Source organism: Streptosporangium sp. H13245, assembly GCF_055690525.1.
This window is the reverse complement of the sequence record NZ_JBSZKT010000012.1, coordinates 111,526-129,496: the sequence shown is the minus strand read 5'-3', so window position 1 is coordinate 129,496 and position 17,971 is coordinate 111,526. Positions and strand designations below refer to the sequence as shown.

The window sequence follows — 17,971 nt, the reverse complement described above, 5'->3', positions numbered from 1 at the left end:
GCGCCCGGTGTCAGCCGACGTGGACCAGGGGGCGGCGGGCGGTGTCGGCCTCCGCCTGGCGCAGCACCTCGCGGGTGAGGGGCGGGATGTCGCCGCCGCCGAAGACGAGGTAGCGCAGCAGCGCGCCGATGGGGTTGCCCTCCGCGGCCCAGTGGAAGTAGACGTGCGGGGTCTTGCCGGTCTGGTCGCGCAGATAGAGCAGCAGGGCGGCGATGGCGTTGGCGATGGTGGGGCTCTCCATCCGCAGGATGCGGAAGCCGTGGCGTTCCTCGCCGACGACGCGCAGCTCCCCGGCGAACTCCGAGGCGTCCGGGACGCTCACCTCCAGGAACAGCAGGCCCTCGCCGGTACGCAGCCGGTGCAGTTCCCACGCCTCGCGCGCCTTGTCGACGTACTCCTTGCAGTCGCGCTCGTGCGGCTCGTTGGCGATCAGCCGGATCTCCCCGGACTCGCTGATGTAGCGGCGTGCCAGGTCGTCCAGGGTGACCTTGGTGACACGCAGCTCGGTGGAGCGGGTCGCCCGGGAGATCAGCGAGGTGATCACGATGGCCAGCACGAACAGCAGGGCGATCACCAGGCCGTCGGGGCGTTCGATGATGTTGGCGACGGTGGCGTAGCCGAAGATCAGCGTGATGATCCCGAACGGGATCGCGACCCGGACGCGGCCGGCGGTCCAGGCGGACAGGGTGACCGCGACGGCGGCCGAGAGGATCAGCGCGAGCACGCCGGTGGCGTAGGCGCCGCCCTGGGACTCCACGTCGGCGCCGAAGAACAGCGTGATGAGAAAGGAGATGGCGGTGAAGACCAGCACCATCGGCCGGGCGGCGCGCGACCAGTCGGGGGCCATGCCGTACCGGGGAAGATAGCGCGGCACGATGTTGAGCAGCCCGGCCAGCGCCGAGGCCCCGGCGAACCACAGGATCGCGATCGTGGACAGGTCGTAGACGGTGCCGAACCCGTCACCGAGGTAGGTGTGGGCCAGATAAGCCAGGGCGCGCCCGTTGGCCGCCCCGCCCTCGGCGAACTCGGCGGCCGGGATGAGCACGGTGGTGGCGAAGCTGGAGGCGATCAGGAAGACGCTCATGATGATCGCCGCGGTGGTGAGCAGTTTTCTCGCGCCGCCGATCCGCTGGGCGAGGTCCCCCTTGACCAGGGGCATCACGGCCACACCGGTCTCGAAGCCGGACAGGCCGAGGGCGAGCTTGGGCATGACGTACAGCGAGACGGCGATCATCGCGATCGGGCTCGACTCCCGGCTGGTCAGCGCCGCCTGCCAGTCGGTGACCAGCCCGGGATGGGCGAGTACGTGCTGCAGGGCCGTCACCAGGACGACCACGTTCAGGGTGAGGTAGACGACCACCAGGATGACGGCGATCGAGATGGCCTCGCTGAACCCGACCAGGAACACCCCGCCGAGCGCGGCGATCAGCGCGAGCGTGACCGGCACCTGCCAGCCGGAGAGGAAGTGCGGGACGAACGGGTTGTGCAGGATGTGGGCGGTGGCGTCGGCCGCCGACAGGGTGATGGTCACGATGAACGCGGTGGCGACGAACCCGAGCAGGAACAGCACCAGCAGCTTGCCGCGCCAGCCGGGCAGCAGGCGCTCCAGCATCGACAGCGAGCCCAGGCCGTTGGGGCTCTGCTCGGCCACCGCCCGGTAGGTCGGCAGCGCGCCGAACAGGGTGAGCGCAACCAGCAGCACGGTGGCGACCGGGCTGAGCGCCCCGGCAGCCAGCGCGGCGATGCCCGGCTGGTAGCCCAGGGTGGAGAAGTAGTCCACGCCCGTCAGGCACATCACCTGCCACCAGGAGTGCCGGTGTTCCGGCGGCTCCTCGTGGTCCGGGACGCCGGTCCTGGGGTCGGCGCGCTGCAGGCCCTTCAACAACCATCCCCGCAGCCCCGCGCCCGCCCGCGCCGACGCCGGTGTACCTGCCACTGTCTCTCCCCGTGCTACACACATCGTTGCCTGGTTCCCAAGGGGCGTTGACGGCGCGCTGCCGCGCTACCGGCCCCCCACCGGGTGCCGGTGCCGGGCTTCGCCGCCGGTCACGCCCTACAGCCGCAGGATCGGAGCGGACGATCCGGGGAGCCGCGGCGAGGGGACGCCGTGACGCGCCGAAGCCCACCGGTCACCGTCCGGCGAGGAGACGACGGGTCGTCCCGGACGGCGAGGCGCGGCCGGGAGGTATCGCTGGGGAGAAAGACGAGACACGCCATATTCCCTACCGGTCCGGTCACCGGACGCCTAGGAAATCATGCGGATCCATACGCGTTCTTGACGCCGGTTCGCTGTGGTTCACCCCGCTTCACCGTGACGGCACCTGTCTTGCTATGGTTCCCGCGCCGCTCCCGGCTCCCGGGCCGCACCTGGCCCCCCGGACCGCTCCCGGCCTGCCGGGTCACTTCTGGACCCCCGGATCCTGGAACCCTGAAACGCCCCGCCGCCCCGGACCCCTGCCTGGAACCCCGGACCGCTCTTGAGACCCTGTTTCGAACCCTGAACGGCTCCCGGGGCCCCGGCTTTCGGCTTTTCAGCTTTTCGGCTTTCGGCTTTCGGTGACAGGAGCCGGTCTAGGCCTCCGCGCCGAAGTGGGTGGCGTGCTCGGCGGCCCAGGCCGCGAACGTACGCGGCTCGCGGCCGGTGATCTCACGTACCGCGGGCGAGATGGCGGTCGCCTCGGGGGGCGGGTTGCCCTGCCAGGAGGCGAGCAGTTCGACGAGTTCCTCGGCGTGTCCCGCCTCCCGCCAGCGCCGTCGCGCCTGCTCCTCGGTGAGCTCGACGAGGTGGAGCGGACGGCCCGTCGCCTCCGCGATCGCGGCCAGGCGCTGGCGCTGGCTGAGCGTCTGGGGCCCCGTGAGCACGTACGTCCTGCCCGCGTGGCCGCCACGCGTGAGCACCGCCGCCGACACGGCGCCGACGTCGGCCTCGTCCACGACCCCGCCGGGAACGTCGGCGAACGGCTCGCGCACCTCGCCCTCCGCCCTGATGGCCGGTGCCCAGGCCAGCGTGTTGCTCATGAAGTCGACCGGCCGCAGCCCGGTCCACTCGAGGCCGCTCGCCGCGAAGGCCTCCTCCACCGGGCCCACCTGGCCGTTCCACAGCAGCGCGACCCGCCGTACCCCCGCCTTCTCCGCCAGGCCGACCAGCTCGGGCCCGGTCCGCAGCGTGGCGTAGTCGTCGCCGCCCATGGTCAGCAGATGCACGCCCTCGACACCGTCGAAGGCGGGTCCCAGCGTTCCGGGATCGGTGAGATCGCCCCGCACCACCTCCACGGACTCCGGCAGGCGGGCTCGGGCCGGGTCCCTGGTCAGCGCGCGTACGCTCCGACCCTCGCGGAGCAGATGGTCGACCACGTACCGGCCGACCCGGCCTGTCGCTCCGGTCACCAGAAACGTCATGGGCAAGCCTCTCTCTGGACGGGGACACCGACGCTATGTCCCGTCCCGCGTCCGCCGCATCGGACCATGGGCCTAGGACCTCCGGAACACGCCCCGCTCAGGTGATCCCTCCGCGCGGTGCCCGCCACCCGGCGACGTCGCGGGGGTACGGGGTCCCTCCGCCTGCCTGGTGACACCCAGTGACGCCCGGCGTCAGCGGCGACCGCTCACAGGTCCGGGACGGCAGTCTGAGAACGATGCCGTCCGGGAATGACGCCGTCCGGGGTCTCGGTGACCCCGACAGCGACCGAAAACATGAAATATGCGCCTTTAATTGGATCACCCGCCGGGGTGTCGGCCGCAAATGCCGAGCTTGATCCAAGTTCGTGACAAAAACTCATAAGATCCAAAACCGCTGGGACTCACCGAACATCTCCCATCCCAATCACCACCCGCAGGTAACTGTGGCCGGAATCTGCCACTCCACCTGCATCCGAGGTCTTGCGCCCCTCCTGTCATCAATGATTAGGTCGCTTACATGACGGGCGTGCCAACGTATGTGGCGGGTAAAGTTCCAGTCGAATTAATCGCGATTCGTTCACAACGGGTTTCCTTAAGATCCTGATTGTCGGTGACACCGTCGCCGGACTGCTTCACAGCGCTTGAACAGGACGTGAACAGGGGCAGCGAGACCCGCTCGCACCGTCTCCCACCACCAACAGTCGACATTCCCTCCCATCCTGGACCGTTCCACCCTGCGAGAACGGCCCGGCGACGGCACGAATTCCGCCTCGTGTCCCCGGATACCGGTGACCTCTTTCTCGCCGACGCATAACCGTAGATCACGCATTTACTCGCGAAAACTTTCATGTGATCGCCCGAAAGTTCACCTCACCATGCCCGAATTCTTTTCAGGCGCGATCACATGGCGTTCTCGACGCCGGATCATTTGGAGCCTCCTCCATGACGAGTTCGCTTTCCGATGTCCAGAGTTCCTTTCCAGAGCCGGTGACCGGCGAAGGCTCACGGTCACCCACGCCGGACCTCGCCGCCGCCTTCGACCCCGAGCGTTTCCACGACGGCGCCGTAAACATCGTCAGCCGCCTGACGACGTATATGGGCGACCTGTCGGTCCGGGGGCTCGACCTCCTCGATCCGGCGGTGCTGCTGAAGACCGCACGGGGACTGATGACCCAGGAACGGCAGCGCATCGCCGACTTCGACGCCGACCGGGTGAACCAGATCGTCGACCTCTACACCGAGACCGGCATCCCGGTGTACTCACCCGGCTACATGGGACGGCAGTTCTCCGGCGTGGTGCCGCTGGCCAGCCTGATCGACCTGGTCGGCTCGGTGGTCAACCAGCCCTCCTCCTTCTACGAGGCCGGGCAGCTCCCCAACGTCGCCGAGCGGCTCATGGCCGAGGAGCTCAACCGGTTCATCGGCTGGGACCACGACCGGTTCACCATGGTGACGACCTCGGGGGGCTCCCTGGCCAACCTGACCGCGCTGCTGGCCGCCCGCAACCGCGCGTTCCCGCAGATCTGGACGCGCGGCACCGGCGGCGTGACGGGCCTCCCGGCCATCGCGGTCAGCGAGGAGGCCCACTACAGCGTGACCCGGGCGGCCGGGGTGCTCGGCATCGGCGAACGCCAGATCGTCCGGCTCCCGGTCGACGCGGCCGGGCGGATCCGCCCCGACCTGGCCGGCCCGGTGCTGGACGAGGCCAACCGGCGCGGCCTGCGGCTGTTCTGCCTGGTGGCCTCGGCCGGGACCACCTCGATGGGCGCCTTCGACCCGCTGGACGAGCTCGCGGCCGTGGCACGCCGGTACGGGCTGTGGCTCCATGTGGACGGGGCGCACGGCGCGAGCCTGCTGCTGTCGGACCGGCACCGCGACCGGCTACGCGGCATCGAGCAGGCCGACTCGCTGACCTGGGACGCCCACAAGATGCTGTTCATGCCGGCGCCGTGCACGATGCTCTTCTACCGCGACGGCGCGGCGGCGCGCGGCGCGTTCCGGCAGCGCGCCAGCTACGTCTTCGACGAGGAGCCGGACCTCTACAGCGCCTACGACAGCGCGGACAAGAACCTGGAGTGCACGAAACGCCCGATGATCATGCCGCTCTGGGCGGTCTGGTCGGTCTACGGCCCGGCGCTGTTCGCGCAGAAGATCGACCGGCTGTGCGCGGTGACCCGGCAGGCGTACGCGATGCTCGCCGCCGAGCCGGACTTCGCCGTGGCGCACGAGCCGGAGTCCAACATCCTGTGCTTCCGGTACGTGCCGGACGGCCTGGAGCCGACGACCGTGCACCGGTTGCAGCTGGAGATCCGCAACCGGATCCGGGGAGACGGGCGCTTCTTCATCTCCAAGGTCGACATCGAAGGGGTGGCGGCGCTGCGCGTGGTGGTGATGAACCACCTGATCGACGCCGACCACCTGACCATGCTCATCGCCGAGATCAGGGACATCGGGCAACGGGTGCTGCGCGCGAGCGCCGCGGCCCGGCGCGACCAGCGGAACGGGAGTCATTCATGACCATGACGGATTTGGACGTCGCCGCCTCGGCGGAGCTGGCGACACGGCTGATCCCCGAGGAGGAGTTGCGGCCCCGCTCGGTGGACGACGTCACCCGGCTGCCCTCGTTCGCGGGGAAGCTGGAGGAGTGCGGGCGCCTCACCGGGGTCCCGTACTGCGAGTCGCCGCTCGACCTGCAGAACGCGCTGGTGTTCCGACGGCTTCAGCAGCTCGTCGGCATCGCCCTGCTCAACCCGCTGTGGCGCGAGCGGCTGCACTACTTCGGGGTCCGCGACGCCCCCGCCGACATGTCCGAGTGGGAGCGCATCCCCCTCTCGGACAAGACCGTGCAGCGGGACATGTTCATGGGCGCGCGGGCCGGGATGGTCGTGCCGCTCGACCGCGGCGGGTTCGAGGTGGTGGCCAGCGGCGGCACCGGCGACGGCATGCCCCTGGAGATCGTGTACTCCCTGCGGGAGCTGCGCGACACCTACCGCATCTCCGGGGCGTTCATGGGCGCCTACCAGCTCGGCAACTACCTGCGCGGCCCCGCGCCGCGCTGGCTGTTCACCACCCTGGCCGACTACCAGATGTGGAGCAGCGGGACCATGGTCGGCGGTGTCCTGTCCCACGTCCCGGGCGTCAACTACATCGGCGCGGGGCCGGTGAGCGCGCCGGTGCTGGAGCACATGTTCTCCTACCCCGGCCCCAAGGCGCTGATGGGCATCACCGCCGGCATCGCGCTCCTGCCCGAGCTGGGCGCGGGCCTGCACCCGCAGGCCAGGGCGAGCTTCCGGGTCGCCATGTACGGCAGCGGCTCCCTGCCGCAGCGCAAGCGCGACGAGCTGCAGGCGTTCTTCCCCAACGTGTCGATCCTCAGTTACTTCGCCGCGACCCAGGCCGAGTGCGTCGGGCTCCAGCTCGACCACACCTCGCCGGCGCTCTCCGCCGTGCCGGGGCTGCACCTGGTGGAGATCGTGGACGAGCACGGCCGTGCCGTCGCCGAGGGCGAGGAGGGCGAGCTGGTCGTCACCCGGCTGCACGCCGACGAGACGCCGCTGCTCCGGCTCAAGCTCGGCGACCGGATGATCCGCCGCCCCGCGCTGAACGGGCCGGGGCCGCGCACCGAGCGGTTCGAGTTCGCCGGGCGCACCGCCGACGTACTGCACCTCAACGACAGCCAGTATTCGGCGACGCTGGCCTACGCGGCCCTGCGCGGGCGGCTGCGCTCGACGACCGCCCTCGACCTGGACCTGATCGCGCACGAGGTGCAGTTCCACAACCACCGCGAGGAGCGGACCCTCACCCTGCTGGTGGCGGTGGACGACGCCGAGGGCACGACCGCGGCCGTCGAACACGCCCTCGGCCCGAGCGGGACGCGGCAGCTGTTCACCCAGTCGCTGCCGAACTCCCTGTCGCTCTTCAACGACCGGGAGGCCAACGCCGCGGCCATCGAACAGACCGGATACGGGTTCCGGCTGACGTTCGTGCCGCGCTCCTCGCCGCAGATCGAGCGGACCACCGTCGGCAAAACGCCGCTGGTCAGGGACCGGGGCTGAGCACACGGTGGCCCGCACGCCCAGAGGACATCCGAAAAGGGAGGATCGATGAAAGACAGGATCAGCATCGTCGTGATGGTCGACGCCGTTGGGGCGTTGTCCGACAGGACGCTGCACAACGGCAACATCTCGCTGGTCGACGACAGCTCGGCGGGGAGCAAGCACCAGGGGACCCCTGACCTCGTCACGGTGGTGACGCCGGGGCAGATCGTCCAGTGGACGCCCATCCACGTGGACGTGCAGACCCCGGTCGAGATCCAGGCCATCGAGTTCCTGTCCGGTGCGGCCGTGCCGCCCCCGGCCGGCCAGACCGCACCCCCGCACCCGGCGGAGCCCTCCACCGCTCCGGCGTCCGGGACCGGGGTCGACGCCACCGGGTCCAACGGGTTCGAGAACCACGACCTGCTGGTGTGGGAGGGCGTCGTGCCCTACGACATGACGCCCGGTGTCCCGTACCGGTACCGGCTCTCCGTCAGGCTCCACGAAGGACCCAACAGCGTGATGCACATCGACTCGCCCGCGCTGCTGCGCGTGTGAGCCACGTTCTGCGAAAGGCGGTTTCATGGCCCAGCAACACGGAATCATCGTGCTCTTCGACGTCGAGAACGCGCTCCAGACGCGATCGCTCGACGGCAACACGTACTGGTTCGACAACATGAAGTTGTTCGGCTCCGTCGGGGTGGGCACCGAGCAGCTGGTGACGATCGTGCCCGGCACCTACTTCCTCGACGGCTCCCAGGCGACCGAGCAGGTGCTGAACTGGTTGCCCGCGGCGCTGGGGTCGATCCCCCCGACGGTGCCGCGCAACTACCTGGCCGAGCAGGAGCGCGCCGACGACCGGCGCACGCTGAGGGAGCTGGCCTCGCTCAGCGACGAGGGCGGTGTGAGCGGCACCGACCTCAAGCGGCTGCAGCGGCGGGTCGGCAAGCACGTCCGCAAGTCGGACAGCGGGCGCGGCCTCACCGACGCCAAGCTGCTGGACGTCACCGGCAAGACCACGAGCAGCTCCAGCGCGTACAACTACCCGGCTCCGGTGATCACCGACATCACCGGCGAGGCCGTCACCGAGAAGATCATGTACCCGGCCCAGTACGGGTCGCCCGACATGATCTACGACGGCTGGTACTGGGCCGCGACCGTGGACACGAGCCGGCCCGGCGTCTACTCGTACACCATGCACATCCAGCTGCACGAGCTGGTCGAGCGGAACGACGAGATGGTCTGGGAGTCCGTCGACCTGACCTGTAAGTCCAGCCTCAAAATCATCAGGGATCCGAAGCGCAACGGGTTCACCGGTGCCGGACTGGGTGTGCTCCCCTTTCCGCCCGTCCCGGCCGTCGGCTGACCCTGTCCGAGCCGGAGCACCTTCGAGCGGAGGAACCGCATGCCCCCGAGGAACAAACAGCCCGAACCCCAGCCCACCCGGCCCACCCGGCCCGTGACGATCACCGCGGTGGTCGATCCCGTGGCGGCGCTGGCGTCGGAGAACCTGGACGAGAACATCTACTTCTACGACACCAACAGGTCCGCAGGGTCCACCGGTTTCGGCACCCCCGAGTTGCACAGCCGGGTGCGCAAGGGCGACACCCTGCTGTGGAACGTGATCCCGCTGGAGTGCGAGACCTACGTGTCCCTCGCCGACATCGAGATCGACCCGAAGGTCGCCGAGCCCACCCGGAAGGTGTACCCCGGCACCGACATCGTGTTCTGGACCGCCGAGGTCAAGCAGGACCTCACCGAGCCGGTCCCGTACCGCCTCTCGTTCCTGCTCGGCACCGTCAGCACGCCGTTCACCCCCACCGCCCGGCCGGCCCTGGCCGGTCCCGTCACCGAGGGAAGGGAAGGCCGATGACCCAGGCGTACGCGGCCACGGACTTCGCCGATCGCGGCCAGCTCAACTCCGTCCAGCTGAACGTGGTGACCCTCGTCGACATGGAGAAGGCCGCCGCGACGAAGTCCCTGGACGGCTGCCTCTACATGATGGACAACAGCGTCGGCGGGGTCGGGCAGGGCAGCGACCATCTGGAGACCATCTGCAAGCAGGGGCAGGTGATCAACTGGATCATCCGCCCGATCGACATGCACCGCCGTCAGGACGGCAGCTGGCCTCCGATGCCGAAGATCAACAACATCGTCTTCCTCGACATCGAGAAGGGCGACGAGGACGATGTCGCCGAGCGCCGGATCATGACCGAGCTCAAGGTCTACGGCGCTCCCGACCGGATGCGCGACCAGTACACCGCCGTCTACTACTACTGGGCCGGGGCGGTGATGAGCGAGGCCAAGGCGGGGCTCTATCGCTACCGGTTCGTCCTGGAGCTGGAGAAGGAGCACGGCACCGACAAGCTGTATCTGAACTCCCCCCGCTATCCCGCTCTGCGGGTGCTGCCCGTCTGACGGGCTCCGGGGCCGCGAGCGCGGTGTGGTGGAGGTGGAGGTGAAGGTCATGGCCGCCGGGTGGCGGCCATGACCGGCCGGTGCGCGCGGCCCGATCCCGGGGCCGCGCGCACCGGCTGATCGTCATTGGTACGGCCGGAGCCGGGATCACCGCCGATCACGGGACCGCGAGGTTCCGGGACGTGCGGGGTCCCAGCGGCTTTCCGGTCGGGAAGGCCGGGGTGGCGGGCGGTGTGATCGATCGGCGGGTCGTCCCGCCTCCCGTGTCCTGTTTGGCTAGCGTGATCGGGACGTAACCCGACCGCGCAGCGAACGGATCCGCCCATGACGACCACCATCACCGTGATCGGCGGCCCGACGGCCCTGCTGGAACTCGGCGGGCTGCGCATCCTCACCGATCCGACCTTCGATCCGCCCGGAGATCACCCCGCCGGGCCGATCACGCTCACCAAGACCATCGGCCCGGCCCTCTCCCCCGCCGACATCGGCCGGGTGGACCTGGTGCTGCTCAGCCACGACCAGCATCCCGACAACCTCGACCGGCTGGGCCGCCAGAAGATGGCCGCCGTGCCGCTCACCCTGAGCACGCCCGAGGCCGCCGCCCGTACCGGGGTCACCCCGATGCACCCCTGGCAGCACCGCGACGTCGGCCAGGTTCGTGTCACCGCCGTTCCCGCCCTGCACGGCCCGCCGGGATGCGAGCCCGTCGTCGGCCAGGTCACCGGCTTCGTGCTCACCGGCCACGGGCTGCCCACCGTCTACGTCAGCGGGGACAACGCCTCGCTGGAGTGCGTGGAGCTGGTCGCCGGGCGGTTCCCGGCCGTCGACGTCGCGCTGCTGTTCGGCGGCGCCGCCCGCGCGCCCATGATCGACGAGCCGCTCACCCTGAACGCCGCCGAGATGGTGATCGCCGCGCGCCTGCTGAAGGCCCGGTGCGTCGTGCCGCTCCACGTCGAGGGCTGGGCCCACTTCACCGAGAGCCGGGCGGACGTGCTCGCCGCCTTCTCCGAGGCCGGTCTCGACCACCTGCTCGTCTCCTCCCCTCCGGGGCAGCCGGTCTCCCTGACGTCTGTCGGGTGAACGACCGTTCGGGGTACGGCGAGGTGAGCCGCTCGGCGGCGGCCCGGGACGGACGGCGCCGTCTCACGGGCGTCCTCCCGGTGCCCGTCGTGCTCTGGCCGCCGGGCGGCCTAGCCGTCCTCGCGTACGAAGACCTGCCGGGCGGTGGCGACGGAGAGTGCCGCCCAGGCGGCCGACACGAGCAGTCCGGCGGCCGGGCCGAGCGCGGTGGCGGGGTCGGCGGGCATGCCGAGGAGGCTGAGGGCCGCCTCGTGCGGGAGAAACCTCACCACGTGGGGAAGGGGGGCCTGGAGCACCGGTGAGACGAGAACGGGCGCGATGACGAGCGCGGCGAGCGGGGTGACGACCGTCCTCGCGACGACGGCGAGCCCGAACCCGACGAGGCCGAGCAGGAGGTAGGCGGCCAGGAGCGCCGTGAAGCCGATGACGACGTCACCCGCCCCCAGTTCCCCGGCGCGGACCGCCTCGGCGTGCCGCAGGACATGGCCCGGCAGGATGACGGGAACCGACGTGATCAGGCCGAAGGCCGCGCTCCCGGCGAGTTTGGCGGCGAACAGCCGGTCGCGGCCGGGGACGGCGGCGAGGCTGACGCGCAGCTGGCCGCCGCGATACTCGGTGCCGGCCGCGAAGACCGCGATCGCGGCGAACACGTAGGCCGGTGAGAGGGTGAGGACGCCGAACCGGGCGATCGGGAGCTGGCCGTCCTGACCGGCGATCCGGACGGCGTCCGTGGCCTCGACGATCCCGAGCAGGGTGTTGGCGCCGAACGCGAGGGCGAGGGCGATCCAGGTCGCGGGGAGGGTGGTGATCTTGATTCGCTCGGCGGCCAGGATGTCGCCGAATCCGGCGGCCCGCCCGGCGCTCACCGCGCGTCCCTCCTGGCGAGCGTGACCCCCGCGGCGACGGCGGTCGCGGCGGCCCATCCGGCGAGGACGAGCAGGCCGTGCCCCCGGCCGGCCGTGAGGTCGTTGACGCCGGGAGCGAGCATGAGGTTCCTGGCCGCGCTGAGCGGGAACAGCGCGTCCAGCTCCGGTGCGACCCCGGCCAGGACCTGGGTCATCGTGACGGTGATCAGCGCCATGGTGACGACGACGCCGGTCAGGGTGTTGCGCGCGACGATGGTGACGGCGAACGCGGTGAGGCAGAACAGGACCGCGAAGGCGAGGAACCGGCCGTGGCCGAGGAGTGCCTCCCCGGTGAGAAGCAGGCCGGGGTTCCAGTCCCTGATGGCGGCGTACGTGAAGGCGGTGCTGACAGCCGCGATGAGAATCGCGACGACGAGCACGTACAGTGCCGTGGCGAGGAGCTTCGCGGCCAGCATGCGAGCCGTGCGCGGCACGGCGAGCACGGTCAGGCCGAGCTGCCGCGAGCGGAACTCCTGCCCCGCGATCACGGAGGCGAGCACGGGCAGGAACAGGCCCATCTGCAGTGACGATCCGGCCAGGAGGTCGAGGATCGCCTTGGTGGCCGGCTCGGGCCGACCGGTGAAGATCTCGATGACGCCCTCGGGGGTGATGTTCGCCACGGCGTCGGCGAAGAGCTTGGCCGGGGGGATCTGGACCAGTACGTGAAGGGCGAGGATGACGCCGGTGGCGATCCACGCGCCGGGCAGGGTGAGGATCTTCGTCAGTTCCGCCCGGGTCGCCGCGCTCACCATCGGGCTCACCACCGGGGTCCGGTCCGGTCGCCGGTGAGGGCGAAGAACGCCGCCTCCAGCGAGGCGTGACCGGCCGTCACCTCGGCCAGCGACCCCTGGACGACGACGCGGCCGTGGTCGATGATCACCACGTCGTCGGCGGTACCGGCCGTCTCCGTCATGAAGTGGCTCGACAGCAGCACGGTGTGGCCGGAGGCCGCGTGGTCGCGGAGGAGGTCGCGGACCCAGCGGATGCCGTCCGGGTCCAGGTCGTTCACGGGTTCGTCGAGGACGAGGACCTCCGGCTCGCCGAGCAGCGCCGCCGCGATCCCCAGCCGCTGCCTCATTCCCAGCGAGTATCTCCTCACCCGGTGTTTCGCCGCGTCCGCCAGGCCGACGAGGTCGAGGACCTCCCGCACCCGCGTCCGGGGGATCCGGTTCGACTGGGCGATCCACGACAGGTGGTCGATCGCGCGGCGCTCGGGCAGCGGCCCCGCGCCGTCCAGCAGGGCGCCGACCGTCCGCAGCGGGTACCGCAGGTCCCGGTAGCGCCTCCCGCCGATCAGCGCCCGTCCGCCGGTGGCCGCGTCCACGCCGAGCAGGACGCGCAGCGTGCTGGACTTTCCCGCCCCGTTCGGGCCGAGGAACCCCGTGACACGGCCGGGCCTCGCCGTGAACGTGACATCGTCGACCGCCTTCCTGCCCCGGTAGTGCTTGCTGAGCCCGATGATCTCGATCACTGCACACCTTGTCCGTCGCGCTGGATGATGTCCTCCAGCCTGCGGCGCCGGGGTGCCGGGCCGCGTCCCCCGGAAGGGGACACCTCAGCGGGGTTCGTGCAGCAGGCCCGCCTCGTAGGCGAGCACGGCCAGGCGGGTGCGGTCGTTCACGCCGAGCTTGGCGAACATGCGCTTGAGATAGGTGCGTACCGTCTCCGTGCTCAGGAAGAGCTCGCCGGCGATCTCCTGGTTCGAGTATCCGCGCGCGACCAGCCGGATCACCTGCACCTCCCTCTCGGAGAGCAGCTCGTCCGCGAACGCGTGCCGCGAACGCGGTGGCGCGAACTGGCGCACCAGCCTCGCGGTGACCTCCGGTGCGAGCGTGGCGTGGCCCGCGTGGACCGTGCGGACCGCGTGGAGCACCTCCGGCGGCGACGCGTTCTTCAGCAGGAAACCCGACGCGCCCAGGGTGAGGGCCTCGTGGACGTACTCGTCGAGGTCGAACGTGGTCAGCATGATCACCCGGGTGCCTCCCGCCTCGGCGAGGACACGGCGGGCCGCCTCCAGCCCGCCGCCGCCCGGCATCTGCACGTCGAGCAGGGCCACGTCCGGGGCCAGCGCGAGGATCAGCCGGAGCGCCTCCACGCCGTCGGCCGCCTCCCCGGCGACGCGGAACCCCTCGGTGCGGTCGAACAGCTTGCGGTACACGCTACGGAAACGGCCGTCGTCGTCCGCGAGGAACACGCTGACCGGCCTCGTCACCCGGCCTCCCGGCCGTCTCGGCCGCCCAGTGGCAGCCGGGCCTCGACCTCGAAGCCCCGGTCCGGCAGGTTCCGCCACGTCACGGTGCCACCGGCCAGGCGCGCCCGCTCTCGCATCCCCCGCAGGCCGAATCCTGTCACGCCCTCCTCCTTCCCCCCTGGGCCGTCGTCGCGGACCCGCGCGACGAGCGCGTCGCCGTCCGGGTGGAGTTCCACGACGCAGGCGGCGCCCGGTGCGTGCCGTACCACGTTGCTCAGCGCCTCCTGGACGATCCGGAACGCGGCCGCCGCGACGACCCCGTCGATCCCGCCGACCCGCTCGGGGGGCGCGATCCGCGCGTCGACGCGTACTCCCGCGGCGCGTGTGGCCGTGACGAGTGAATGTACCTCCGGGAGGCCGGGGACGGGGGCGGTGGAGTCGTCCGGGCCCGCCCGGAGCGAGCGGACGAGTGACTGGATGTCCTCCAGCGCCGCCCTCGCGTGGTCCTCGATGTCGGCGAGCGCGTCACGGAGCTCCCGCTCGCCCGCGTCCGGAAGGGCCCTGGTCACCCCGGCTTCGGCGCTGATCAGCCCGAGGGCGTGCCCCACCACGTCGTGCACGTCGCGGGCGACGTCGAGCCGCGCGCGGGCGGCCCGCTCCATCACCCGGGCGCGTTCGGCCTCCCGGACGGACTCGATCCGCCGCCCGACGGCGACCCCCAGCAGCCACGACACGCTCAGGGCCGCGGCGGCGATCACCAGCCGCTGCCCCGATCCGTCCGGGCCTTCCCGGGGTACGCCCGTCACGGCGGCCAGGACCGCGACGGCACCGACGGCGCCGAGCACGAACGGGCGAACCCGTGCCGCGCGCGTCAGGGCCCGCGGGTACAGGCACCAGGCCGTGGCGAGCATCGGATCCTGGCACACGCCCAGGAGGCTCGCCACCACCGTCGCGGCACCGGCCACCGTCACCGCGGGCACCGGCCACCGCCAGCGCAGCGGCATCGCCGCCGCCGCGACCGAGGCCAGCGCCACCCCGGCGGCCGAACGCCAGGTGCCGGCCGCGCCGACGATCGGGGGGAGCCAGAACATCCCGACGACCACGAGGGCCGCCGCCGCGTCCACGAGGAGCCTCGGCGGGCCCGGCGCGGTGTGCCGTACGGCGTCGTCCTCGCCGGAGCGGTGTCTCACCGGCGCCCCCCTCCCGGGCGGCGGGCACGCGGGCCCGCTCGCGTGACGGCCGGTCGGGCCCGCTCGCGTGATGGCCGGTCAGTCGGTGCCGAACTCCATCGCGGCGCGGTCGAGCATCTCGTCGTCGTCGGAGACCGTACCGCGTGAGGCGATGGCCTCCGCGCCGCCCCTCGGCATCGCGCCGATCAGCCCGGTCGAGGCCGCCTGGGCGGCGCCGATGAGCGCGGGGTGGGTGGTGCCGACCATGCCGAGGTTGGCGTACTGCTCAAGCTTGGCGCGCGAGTCGGCGATGTCGAGGTTGCGCATGGTGAGCTGGCCGATCCGGTCCACCGGGCCGAACGCCGAGTCCTCGGTGCGCTCCATCGACAGCTTGTCCGGGTGGTAGCTGAAGGCCGGGCCCGAGGTGTCCAGGATCGAGTAGTCCTCACCTCGGCGCAGCCGCAGCGTCACCTCACCGGTGATCGCCGTGCCGACCCAGCGCTGCAGCGACTCTCGCAGCATCAGCGCCTGCGGGTCGAGCCAGCGGCCCTCGTACATCAGCCTGCCGAGCCGTCGTCCCTCGTTGTGGTAGCTCGCCAGGGTGTCCTCGTTGTGGATCGCGTTGACCAGCCGTTCGTACGCCGCGTGCAGCAGTGCCATCCCGGGCGCCTCGTAGATGCCCCGGCTCTTGGCCTCGATCACCCGGTTCTCGATCTGGTCGGACATGCCCATGCCGTGCCGCCCGCCGATCGTGTTCGCCTCCATCACCAGGTCGACCGGGGTGGCGAACTCCTTGCCGTTGATCGTCACCGGACGGCCCTGGTCGAAGCCGATGGTCACGACCTCGGTGGGGATCTCGACCTCGGGGTCCCAGAACCGCACGCCCATGATCGGGTCCACGGTCTCGATGCCGGTGTCGAGGTGCTCCAGGGTCTTGGCCTCGTGGGTGGCGCCCCAGATGTTGGCGTCGGTCGAGTACGCCTTCTCGGTGCTGTCACGGTAGGGCAGGTCGTGGGCGAGCAGCCACTCCGACATCTCCTTGCGGCCACCGAGCTCGGAGACGAAGTCCGCGTCGAGCCAGGGCTTGTAGATGCGCAGGTGGGGGTTCGCGAGCAGGCCGTACCGGTAGAACCGCTCGATGTCGTTGCCCTTGAACGTCGAGCCGTCGCCCCAGATCTGCACGTCGTCGTCGATCATCGCCCGGACCAGGAGGGTCCCGGTGACGGCCCGGCCGAGCGGCGTGGTGTTGAAGTAGGGGCGCCCGGCCGAGCGGATGTGGAACGCGCCGCAGGTGAGCGCGGCCAGGCCCTCCTCGACCAGGGCCGCGCGGCAGTCGACCAGGCGCGCGATCTCGGCGCCGTACGCCAGGGCGCGGCCGGGCACCGAGGCGATGTCGGGCTCGTCGTACTGGCCGATGTCGGCGGTGTAGGTGCACGGGACGGCACCCTTGTCGCGCATCCACGCGACGGCGACCGAGGTGTCGAGGCCGCCGGAGAAGGCGATGCCGACGCGCTCGCCGGTGGGCAAGGAGGTGAGAACCTTGGACATGGAACAAGAGTATGCGTCACGACGCATGACTATGCAAAATCCGGCCGGTCCCGTCTCACCAGGCGGTCCGGTTTTTGCCGAACATATTGAATATCGAGAGGTTTTCGCCGTCGGCCGATCGACGGCGGGGCGAGGGAGGACCGGCGGTGCTCGCGCCGCGCGTGACGTCGGGACCACGCGGACGCGAGCCGCGCCGGAGGGAGTGACCTGATCCTGATGGGGAGGTCAGCGCCCGGGTCCGCGGTTCCACCGGCCGCCGATCACGGCGACGGGTGGCTGGTGAGGTAACCGCCCATGGCGCGGAAGAAGTCGGTGGCGCGGTGCTCCCGGCCGTCGCCGGTACGGATCCGCTCCACCACCACCCCGTGCTCGGTGCCGCCGCGCGCGCCGGGACCGCAGACGATCGCCACCCCTTCGCCGTCCGGGCGGAACACCCGGCCGGGCGTGCCGCCCAGGCGGAGCCTCGACACCGAGGCGGCCAGGATCCCGATGCGTTCGCCGTTGAAGTAGGCGAACGTGTTGGGATAGGGGTCCGCCTGGGCCCGGACCAGGTTCACGATGTCCCTCGCCGGCCACGTCCAGTGGATCCTGCTGTCCTCGACCGAGCGTTTGTGGAAGAACGTGGCGTCGGCCGGATCCTGCTTGGTCCAGTCCGTCCGGCCCGAGTCGATGAGGGCGACGGCCTCCAGGGCCATCGGCGCGAACAGCTTCACCGTCTTGTGGAACAGGTCGGTGACGGTGTCGTCGTCCTCGACCGGGACCCGGCGCTGCAGCACGATGTCGCCGAGGTCGAATTTCTCGTTCATGAAGTGGACGGTGACGCCGACCTCGCGCTCACCGTTGATCAGGGCCCAGTTGAGCGGCGCGAAGCCCCCGTAGCGGGGCAGCAGCGCGTCGTGGATGTTGATCGCGCCGTGCTTGGCCAGGCCGTAGATGTGCGGCGCCACCCAGGTGCGCCAGTCGGAGGAGACCACCAGGTCGGGACCCAGCCCACGCAGCCGTTCGGCCACCTCCCCGTCGTTGGCGTACCGGCGTTCCAGCACGGGGATGCCGTGTTTCGCCGCGAGATCCGCCACCGAGTCGTCCCAGATGGTCTCGTACGCGTGGTCGCTCGCCGGGTGGGTGATGACGAGCGGGACCTCGTGCTCGGCCACCAGGGCCTCCAGGACCCGGTGACCCCATGTTTGGTAGCCCATGAAGACAAGACGCACGCCCTCTGTCCTTTCC

General features: G+C 70.8%; 16 protein-coding genes. 7 read left to right on the top strand and 9 right to left on the bottom strand.

Features of this window, described 5'->3' with window-relative positions; all coding sequences use genetic code 11:
• Nucleotides 1-10 precede the first annotated feature (10 nt).
• Both ACW9TB_RS20310 and ACW9TB_RS20305 read right to left on the bottom strand, forming a co-directional pair.
• Nucleotides 11-1,936 carry an APC family permease gene (locus ACW9TB_RS20310; protein ID WP_472749590.1) on the bottom strand — a complete coding sequence of 642 codons (1,926 nt, stop codon included), beginning with the start codon at nt 1,934-1,936 and terminating at the stop codon, nt 11-13.
• A 635-nt stretch (nt 1,937-2,571) separates the two neighbouring features.
• A complete protein-coding gene (locus tag ACW9TB_RS20305; RefSeq protein WP_472749589.1) occupies nt 2,572-3,399 on the bottom strand; it encodes an NmrA family NAD(P)-binding protein in 828 nt (275 codons plus the stop codon).
• A 987-nt stretch (nt 3,400-4,386) separates the two neighbouring features.
• Here ACW9TB_RS20305 and ACW9TB_RS20300 point away from each other — a divergent pair.
• The 7 genes from ACW9TB_RS20300 to ACW9TB_RS20270 all read left to right on the top strand — a co-directional run bounded on the left by ACW9TB_RS20300 (nt 4,387) and on the right by ACW9TB_RS20270 (nt 10,931).
• A complete protein-coding gene (locus ACW9TB_RS20300; RefSeq protein WP_472749588.1) occupies nt 4,387-5,916 on the top strand; it encodes a pyridoxal phosphate-dependent decarboxylase family protein in 1,530 nt (509 codons plus the stop codon).
• A complete protein-coding gene (locus ACW9TB_RS20295) occupies nt 5,913-7,454 on the top strand; it encodes a phenylacetate--CoA ligase family protein (RefSeq protein WP_472749587.1) in 1,542 nt (513 codons plus the stop codon). Before ACW9TB_RS20300 ends, ACW9TB_RS20295 begins: the two co-directional genes overlap by 4 nt.
• A 48-nt stretch (nt 7,455-7,502) precedes the next feature.
• Nucleotides 7,503-7,991, top strand: coding sequence for a hypothetical protein (locus ACW9TB_RS20290; RefSeq protein WP_472749586.1), 489 nt, complete (start codon nt 7,503-7,505; stop codon nt 7,989-7,991).
• 25 nt (nt 7,992-8,016) lie between these two features.
• A complete protein-coding gene (locus tag ACW9TB_RS20285; protein ID WP_472749585.1) occupies nt 8,017-8,799 on the top strand; it encodes a hypothetical protein in 783 nt (260 codons plus the stop codon).
• Between the two features lie 39 nt (nt 8,800-8,838).
• Nucleotides 8,839-9,306, top strand: a complete 468-nt coding sequence (locus ACW9TB_RS20280; RefSeq protein ID WP_472749584.1) for a hypothetical protein — start codon at nt 8,839-8,841, stop codon at nt 9,304-9,306.
• Nucleotides 9,303-9,851, top strand: a complete 549-nt coding sequence (locus ACW9TB_RS20275) for a hypothetical protein (RefSeq protein WP_472749583.1) — start codon at nt 9,303-9,305, stop codon at nt 9,849-9,851. Before ACW9TB_RS20280 ends, ACW9TB_RS20275 begins: the two co-directional genes overlap by 4 nt.
• Before the next feature lie 324 nt (nt 9,852-10,175).
• On the top strand, nt 10,176-10,931 hold the full coding sequence (locus tag ACW9TB_RS20270) for an MBL fold metallo-hydrolase (protein WP_472749582.1): 756 nt from the start codon (nt 10,176-10,178) through the stop codon (nt 10,929-10,931).
• 110 nt (nt 10,932-11,041) lie between these two features.
• On the opposite strand, the gene ACW9TB_RS20265 is transcribed toward ACW9TB_RS20270, so the two are convergent.
• From ACW9TB_RS20265 to ACW9TB_RS20235, 7 genes are all read right to left on the bottom strand, one after another.
• On the bottom strand, nt 11,042-11,797 hold the full coding sequence (locus tag ACW9TB_RS20265) for a hypothetical protein (RefSeq protein ID WP_472749581.1): 756 nt from the start codon (nt 11,795-11,797) through the stop codon (nt 11,042-11,044).
• Entirely contained in the window at nt 11,794-12,597 is an 804-nt protein-coding gene (locus ACW9TB_RS20260; protein WP_472749580.1) for an ABC transporter permease, read from the bottom strand. Before ACW9TB_RS20260 ends, ACW9TB_RS20265 begins: the two co-directional genes overlap by 4 nt.
• On the bottom strand, nt 12,594-13,307 hold the full coding sequence (locus tag ACW9TB_RS20255) for an ABC transporter ATP-binding protein (protein WP_472749579.1): 714 nt from the start codon (nt 13,305-13,307) through the stop codon (nt 12,594-12,596). Before ACW9TB_RS20255 ends, ACW9TB_RS20260 begins: the two co-directional genes overlap by 4 nt.
• An 84-nt stretch (nt 13,308-13,391) precedes the next feature.
• A complete protein-coding gene (locus ACW9TB_RS20250) occupies nt 13,392-14,048 on the bottom strand; it encodes a response regulator (RefSeq protein ID WP_472749578.1) in 657 nt (218 codons plus the stop codon).
• Nucleotides 14,045-15,217: a sensor histidine kinase gene (locus tag ACW9TB_RS20245; protein ID WP_472749577.1), complete on the bottom strand. Its 1,173-nt coding sequence runs from the start codon at nt 15,215-15,217 to the stop codon at nt 14,045-14,047. Before ACW9TB_RS20245 ends, ACW9TB_RS20250 begins: the two co-directional genes overlap by 4 nt.
• 78 nt (nt 15,218-15,295) lie before the next feature.
• Nucleotides 15,296-16,744: an argininosuccinate synthase gene (gene argG / locus ACW9TB_RS20240; RefSeq protein WP_472749576.1), complete on the bottom strand. Its 1,449-nt coding sequence runs from the start codon at nt 16,742-16,744 to the stop codon at nt 15,296-15,298.
• Between the two features lie 260 nt (nt 16,745-17,004).
• Entirely contained in the window at nt 17,005-17,955 is a 951-nt protein-coding gene (locus ACW9TB_RS20235; protein ID WP_472749575.1) for a methionyl-tRNA formyltransferase, read from the bottom strand.
• Nucleotides 17,956-17,971 lie beyond the last annotated feature (16 nt).